Below are 7,672 nucleotides of genomic sequence, written 5' to 3' on the forward strand. Positions count from 1 at the left end.
GTATATTATGAAAAAGAATTATAAATATATAGCCGCGATCTTTCTCGGCGGATTGATAAGTTTTACTGCTTGTACGGATGATTTTGAATCTTATAATACGAACCAGGCCGGTTTTCCGGATCAGTCAAAAGAGCAGGAGTTCAATAAATATGGTATTCCTTTGGGAGTAGTCCAGCAGGGGATTTATTTCAATTACGACTGGGGTGGAGGTAAAAACTGGCCGTTCCAGGTGATGCAGAACCTGGGTGCCGATATGTTTTCCGGTTATGTGCATGATTTCAATCCGTTTAATGAAGGGCGTGCGAACACAACCTATAATATGCAGGACGGATGGAACGGTTCGTTTTGGGAAAATACCTACGGATATATCATGACCGAGATTCAGAAATCCGAGGATTTGACGGAAAAAGACTATCCTTCTTTTTATGGTATTACTCAGATACTGAAGGTTGAATTGATGCATCGTGTGTCTGATTTATACGGTCCTGTCGTCTATACACAGTTTGGTTCGAAGACCGGTTCCATGCCGGATACACAGGCTGAGGCCTATAAGGCATTCTTCGAAGACCTGGATACCGGAATCGGTATGGTACGTGCCTATATGGAAGCAAATCCGGATGTGGAAAACTTTGCCAAATTTGATATCCTGATGCCGCAGGGCAAACGTACCTATGCCGAATGGATACGGTTTGCCAATTCGTTGCGCCTCCGTCTCGCTATCCGTATTGTCATGGCCGACCCCGTACTGGCAGCCTCAGAAGCCAGGAAGCTTGACGGATGCAGGAGGTTTGTTGGAAGAAGATAACGATATCGTGGCTGTTTCTACCGACGGAACCGGTTATAATAATCCGTTTGGTGAAATCAATAAAGGCTGGGGTGAAGTATTTCTGAATGCGAACATGGAATCTTATTTGGGTGGTTATGATGACCCTCGCTTGCCGAAGTATTTTGATAGAGCGGCAGGAGGCGAAGGTACTGAAATTATTCCGGTGAAGGGAACTTATAAAGGAATCCGCCAGGGAACAGGTTTCAACCATAAAAATTACAGCAAGCATTCGAAAAGTACGATTGCACAAACGTCTAATGCTATCTTGATGACGGCAGCCGAAGTGTGGTTCTTACGGGCAGAAGCCGCTTTGAGAGGTTGGTCTTCCGAGAATCCGGGTTCTTGTTATGAAAACGGTGTTAAAGCCTCTTTTGCACAATGGGAAGCTAAAGATGTTGCTGTATATCTGGAAAGTACGAAAACACCGAAAGGCTATCAGGATGCTTTCAATGCTGCTTTCAATGTAGAAGCTATGAGCCAGGTAACTCCTGCATGGGACAACGCTGCTTCAAACGAAGAAAAACTTGAAAAGATTATTACCCAGAAATGGATTGCCTGCTATCCCGAAGGCTGCGAGGCTTGGGCTGAACAAAGACGTACCGGCTATCCTAAGCTGTTCCCGGTTGTGGTGAACGACAGCCAGGGTACAATCGATACGAATCTGGGCCCGCGCCGGTTGAATTTCTTTGTGGGTATCAAGACTGCGAACCCCGAACAGTATGCTGCTTTAACAAAGGCATTGGGTGGTACCGACAATTGCGGAACCCGTCTGTGGTGGGATACCGGAAGAAACTTTTAAATGATATACAGTTATTAGATTTAAGTAGAGGATTAAAAACGTTAGAACGGAAGTTGCAGTGGGTGCAGCTTCCGTTTTTTTGTATAATCAGTAATCTAGGTAATAATATCTGTAATTTATATTACATTATTTCTTTTTTGCCAAACTACCTTTGTACCGGTAATAAATAGTATATTTACCGCTCGAAATAAATGAAACACTATATGGCAATAAAACGTTTTGGTGTCTCTCTGGAAGACAATCTGTTGGAATCGTTGGATAAGTATGTGGACGAAAATGGCTTCGCCAACCGTTCGCAGGCCATCCGGTTCCTGATAGAAAAGAACGTGGCCGAAAGGAAATGGCAGTGTAACCATATCGTTGCCGGTACTATTATAATAATGTACGACCAGGAGAAGAAAGCGATAGCTTCCAAGATTGTCGGTATCGAGCAAGACTATCAGGACGTGATACTCTCGTCTTCCCAGTATTATATCAATCAGCATTTCTGTCTGCACATCGAAACTGTGATGGGTACGGCCCATCGTTTGACGGAATTGGCTGATAAACTGACTGCTATAAAGGGAATTAAACATGGTAAATTGGTGATGAGCCGGGCGGATTAAGCCTATTTTTTTGCCGGTTGGGTAACACGATTATTAAAATAGGTGTTACCTTGGGTGAGGAAACAGATGACAAATGTTATACAAGAATAAATGATGAAGAAAGGATTTTTACTTATTTCAGGATTGCTGGCGGGTTCGGCAGTCTTTGCCTCCGGGCCGGTTGAGCCGGTCGAAACGGGTGAACCGATGGGAATAGATAGTCTGATCAATTTGCAGGGTGTAGTGATTTCTGCAAATAAGATACAGGTAAACCGGAATAGTGTTCCCCTTACTATTTCAGTGATAGACCGGAATCAGATAGAGGCTAGCAGTGAGTCAGCTTTGTTACCGGTGTTATCGGAGCGTGTTCCCGGATTGTTTGTAACGGAAAAGGGGATTACTGGATTTGGTGTTTCAAACGGGTCGGCCGGTACGGTAAATATTCGTGGAGTAGGCCAAGGGAATAAAGTGTTGATGTTGTTTGACGGACAGCCGCAATGGGCTGGCGTTTTTGGACATTCGTTGCCTGACACATACGTTGCTTCTGATATTGAACGGGTTGAGGTGATCCGTGGACCGGGTTCGTTATTATACGGTTCAAATGCGATGGGGGGAGTAGTCAACATTATCACCCGCCAGCATAAGCAGGAAGGTCGTCGTACGCAGGCACGTGTTATGTTTGGTTCGTACAATACGCAGAAGTACATGATTAATAATGGCTATAACATCGGAAATTTCAGTAGTTTCGTTTCTGTGAACCACGACCGTTCAGATGGTCACCGACCTGATTCCAAATTTGATATTACAAATGGTTTTGCTAATTTGGGATACCGGATCAATAACCAATATAAAGTAACTGGAAATTTGAGCTTAGCTAAATATAATACGGAAGATCCGGGTGCGATAACCAGTCCGTTGCTGGATCATGTCATGCATATTCTTCGTGGAACAACATCTTTCGCTTTGGAGAACCATCATGAGAAGTCTAGCGGAGCATTACGTGTTTTCTATAACTGGGGACACCATAAGATAAATGACGGCCATGCCGTTAATGCCGACCCGCGCTCATTCCTGTTTTATTCGGATGATCATAATACCGGTGTTCAGTTATACCAGTCTTTCCGTTTAGTGGAGGGAAATACATTTACCGCTGGTGTCGATTATAAGAATTGGGGAGGGCATGCCTGGAATGATACGATTAACGGGCCGGTCGGAGAAATTGTTAAGAAATCTGTCAATGAAGTAGCCGGTTATGCAATTATGCAGCAGGATCTTTTCGATATTTTGAGCCTGAATGCCGGCGTACGTTACGAACATAGTAGCGCTTATGGAGGCGAATGGGTTCCACAGGCCGGTTTTGCGATTCGTCCGTTTGAGGGCAATACGATCAAAGGTTCTTTTTCGAAAGGATATAGAAGTCCGACACTGCGTGAGTTGTATATATCTTATCTCCCTTATTCAAAGGCGAATCCGGATTTGAAACCGGAAAGCATGCTGAGTTATGAACTGTCTGTGGGGCAGTACTTTTTGGACAATCGTTTGCATGCTGAACTAACGGCTTTTTATATTGAAGGGAAAGATATGATTACGGCGGTGAACGGGCAGTTGTCGAATATTGAACGTTTTTATAATAAAGGGATTGAGTTTGAAGCGGGATATCAGATTCTAAACAATCTGAACTTGGATATGAATTACAGTTATCTGTATCTGAATAAAGAAATTGTGGCGGCTCCGGCACATAAGTTCTATGCTGGTGCCACGTATATGCCAGGACGTTTTACCTTTAATTTGAGTGTGCAGTCTATTTTTGACCTGTATACATATGTATCAAAAAGCCTGAAGAAAATAAGAAAGAAGATTATACCGTATTGAATGCCCGTGCTTCTTACCGTTTCGGTTCGCAGGCTAAAGGATTGAAACTGTTTGTGAAAGGAGAGAATCTGACGGCTACCCGATATTCTATTAACGAAGGTTATCCGATGCCGAAAGCGGTATTTATGGGAGGGATAGATGTGACGTTCTAAGTCTATAATAAATACATTGTTGGAAGAGACTGTTTCGAAAGGGGCAGTCTCTTTTGTTTTTATAAGTGAAATTTTATGTAAATATATTACATATATTGAATTTTTGAGCCTGTTGTCATGGTTGTTTCGTTCTTTTTGTAAACATAAATGGCGGATATGTAAAGCATGCTGCCATTGTATTTCAAAGCTGAGTTAATGTATTAAAATTAATGCTCAATACAATTCTTAATTTATAAATTTGCCTCGATTTGATAATGGTTTTTAACTGTCGGTAGAGAGTGGAGATGATTCCCTTTTGATTTTGGGATGAAGATATTTTGAACTTTATTTTATTAGAATTATGAGTAAATGTATTATGAAAAAGATCGTACATGTTCTATTTCTGTTGCTATTATGGGCGACGTTGCCTGCAATAGCCCAAACGTCGGTTGAAGTGAATACGGTAGCAGAGTTAAAAACGAAAGTCAGTACTGCTGTTGAGAATAGTGTGTTTGTGCTGACTGCGGATTTTGTGGAGGACTTTAACACGCAGGCTTCTTCTATTGATTTGACAATCAATTCGTCTGCAAAGATCACTATTGACGGGGCAAATCAAACCCTGAAAGCTGCTTTAGACAAACAGCATTTTACAGCCAACGGATCAGGAGAGGGAACATTGACTATTCAAAACCTGACTCTTACCGGATTAGTAAAAGACTCGGAATTGGTAGGTGGAGAATTTCCAAAAGACTGGAATCCGGATGCTTCGAATATTGGAGGAGGAGTAACCGGTAGTTTCCCTGGAGAATTAAAGATAATTAATTGTCTTTTTTCTAAAATGAGACCACCGGGAGCCGGTGTAAATGTGTCTTCCAAGAAAGTAACGATCAAGGAATCATCGTTTATCTCTTTAGGTATAACTAATTCGTTTAATGGTGGGGCAGTTATTTATACGCGGGGAAGTACTTCTTATGAAGTGGAAAACTGTACATTCGCTTATAATTATGCCAAAGGTGCTTGGGCGAATGCCTCAGCGATTATTTATGTAACAGTGAATATTGCCGATCTTATTTCCTTTAAGAATAGCCGCTTCTACAAGAATACGAATAATACAGCAGTAAAAGATGGCGCTGCCGGTGGTGGTGTCATCTCATTGAAAGATGCTTATCCTGAGAAGTTTATAGTAGATAATTGTGAGTTTGTTGGAAATGAGGTAGACTCCTATGGCGAACTGGGGAACACAGCCGATGGAGGTGCTCTCTATTTTTATGTACATAATGGAGGAGGAAGTTACCCGAACAAACCGGCAGTCGAAATAACAAATAGTACGTTTATAGAGAATACCGCTTTCGATGAGGGTGGTGCGATTGCTCTTGTCGGCCAATACCTGCTGAATGCGCAGGTGAAGAATAATACATTTTATGGTAATGTGGCAAGAGGGGAACAGCGAAAAGGTACGTATGTTGCAGATGGTACAGACGGAGGTGGTGCAGTTGAAGTCGATACCAAAGCGACGGCTGTATTCGAAAATAACACTGTTATCAAGAATAATGCTTTGAAAGGAACGGCTTCTTTGGGAAATGCTGGTGGTGGAATTTCACTTGCCGGCAGTGCTAAAGCCTCCTTAAAGAATAATATTATTAGCGGAAATCAGAATTCCTATACGCTGAATAACAACTATATTGATTTATATCCGGCGATAACATCTACCTCATGGACTTCCAAAACAGGCACAAATATTGTCGAAAAAAAACTGGAAGATATCTTTGGCATAGCCGATCCTAAACCTATCGCCTACGGCAACAAAAAGGCTGGCGATCCGAGATGGGATACTGCGAACGATGCTTTTTACAGTGTTATTAAAACGATACCGATCCTGCCGAATGACAAGAGCCTGGCCGACATACAGCCAAGTGGTCTTGCCGATGATACTGTCGATAACTCTACTTTGAGTGAACTGATGGGCAAAGACCAGAACGGCAATCCCCGTATTACGGCCAGTGATGGCTTTTCGGATTCGGGCGCTGTCGAAATTCTCTGGGTACGTTTTAATGCCAATGGCGGAAACTGGACCGGTCTGGAGGCCAATACCTACGCCGGTGCTGATTATTACAACCTGGAAGATGGCAAGACCTCCTATTATTACAAGGTTATCAATAACGGAGGTAAAGTATCCAGTCCTCCAACAGCTCCGGACAAATTGGTGCATCCCGAAGGTAAGACGTTCGTTAAATGGGTAACGGATGATGCGGAAGAAAAAGATTGGGTCAGCTCGGCCGCCGTGACGAAGAATGCGATGTATAAAGCCATATGGAAAGAAAATGCCTTGGAAGTAACCTATCATTCAAATTTCGAGCCCGACAAAACCTATAAGCATTCATATGATGAGGGAAAAGTAACCGTCGCCACCTATCCGGCAACCGCCTTGCCCATTCGTCCGAACCATATTTTCCTGAGATGGACGACGAATGCTGACGGCACAGGTACGGCATACCAGCCGGGGCGACTTTCACGATTACAGAAAATACCGACCTGTACGCCCAGTGGGAACCCAACTCTACCCTGAAGCTGCAATGGTCAGTCTCTAAAACAACTCCGGAGATATTTGAATTCAACGATGTGGAGAACAACTCTACCACCTCTGTGATGGTTGGAACTCCCGTTTACGTCCAGATCAGACCGATAGAACTTGACTACATAGATTATGACCGCTGGTCCATCGAATACACCGCAACGCCGGCAGACTACCACTATCCGATGGAAGAATCAATCGCAAAAAATCTTCGCTACGATTTCAACAAAGGGGAAGCTCATACGCTGGAAGGAACCTATTATTATAATGTAAGCAAACTGATCCTCTACAAGGATGGGGTAGAGGTTGCCACTTATATCTATCGTAACGCTACTTGTACCCACACCGTGATCATCCAGGCGAAGCCAATAGCTAAAATACCGGCTTTGCAATGGTCGGTATCGACCGCCACCCACGAGCAATCTAACTTCCGTGACGTGGACGACCAGACAACAACGTCCGTAAATTATGGAACTCCTGTCTTTGTACAAATCCGCCCGATCGGACACGACGACATCGTCTTTGAACGTTGGGATGTTGAATACTCCGTGACTCCGGCGGAACATTATTATGGCATGAATCCGATCGTCAAGACCGAACGTCATAATTTCAACAACCGCGAAGCACATACGGAAATCGGCACATATGTCTACACTGTCACCAAGTTGACATTGTATGACCTGTATGGGAACAAGATCGTCGAGACATACGATTATAACGACTCGCCCTACCGGCACACCATCGTCATCACAGACTGCGAAGACCCCGGTCCCGGCCCTGGCCCGCACGGCGCCCTGCAATGGTCGGTCTCCACGGCGTCGAACCAGCTTCAGGACTTCCGCGATGTGGACAATCTGACTACGACAAGCGTGGTGAAAGGCACACCGG

General features: G+C 43.7%; 2 protein-coding genes and 3 pseudogenes. All 5 read left to right on the forward strand.

Annotated elements, in window-relative coordinates:
- The first annotated feature begins 7 nt into the window (after positions 1–7).
- Positions 8–1,625, forward strand: a pseudogene (locus DXA15_RS16715) (SusD/RagB family nutrient-binding outer membrane lipoprotein).
- A 203-nt stretch (positions 1,626–1,828) separates the two neighbouring features.
- Positions 1,829–2,230 carry a nickel-responsive transcriptional regulator NikR gene (gene nikR / locus DXA15_RS16720; RefSeq protein WP_128134771.1) on the forward strand — a complete coding sequence of 134 codons (402 nt, stop codon included), beginning with the start codon at positions 1,829–1,831 and terminating at the stop codon, positions 2,228–2,230.
- Between the two features lie 93 nt (positions 2,231–2,323).
- Positions 2,324–4,233, forward strand: a pseudogene (locus DXA15_RS16725) (TonB-dependent receptor plug domain-containing protein).
- A gap of 355 nt (positions 4,234–4,588) precedes the next feature.
- Positions 4,589–6,778 (forward strand): InlB B-repeat-containing protein, encoded by a 2,190-nt coding sequence (locus tag DXA15_RS16730; RefSeq protein WP_233567372.1) that lies wholly within the window; start codon positions 4,589–4,591, stop codon positions 6,776–6,778.
- Between the two features lie 53 nt (positions 6,779–6,831).
- Positions 6,832–7,672 (forward strand): annotated as a pseudogene (locus DXA15_RS26800) (secretion protein Por); the annotation flags it as partial.

This window comes from Parabacteroides sp. AM58-2XD (genome assembly GCF_003463685.1).
Lineage (GTDB): Bacteria > Bacteroidota > Bacteroidia > Bacteroidales > Tannerellaceae > Parabacteroides > Parabacteroides segnis.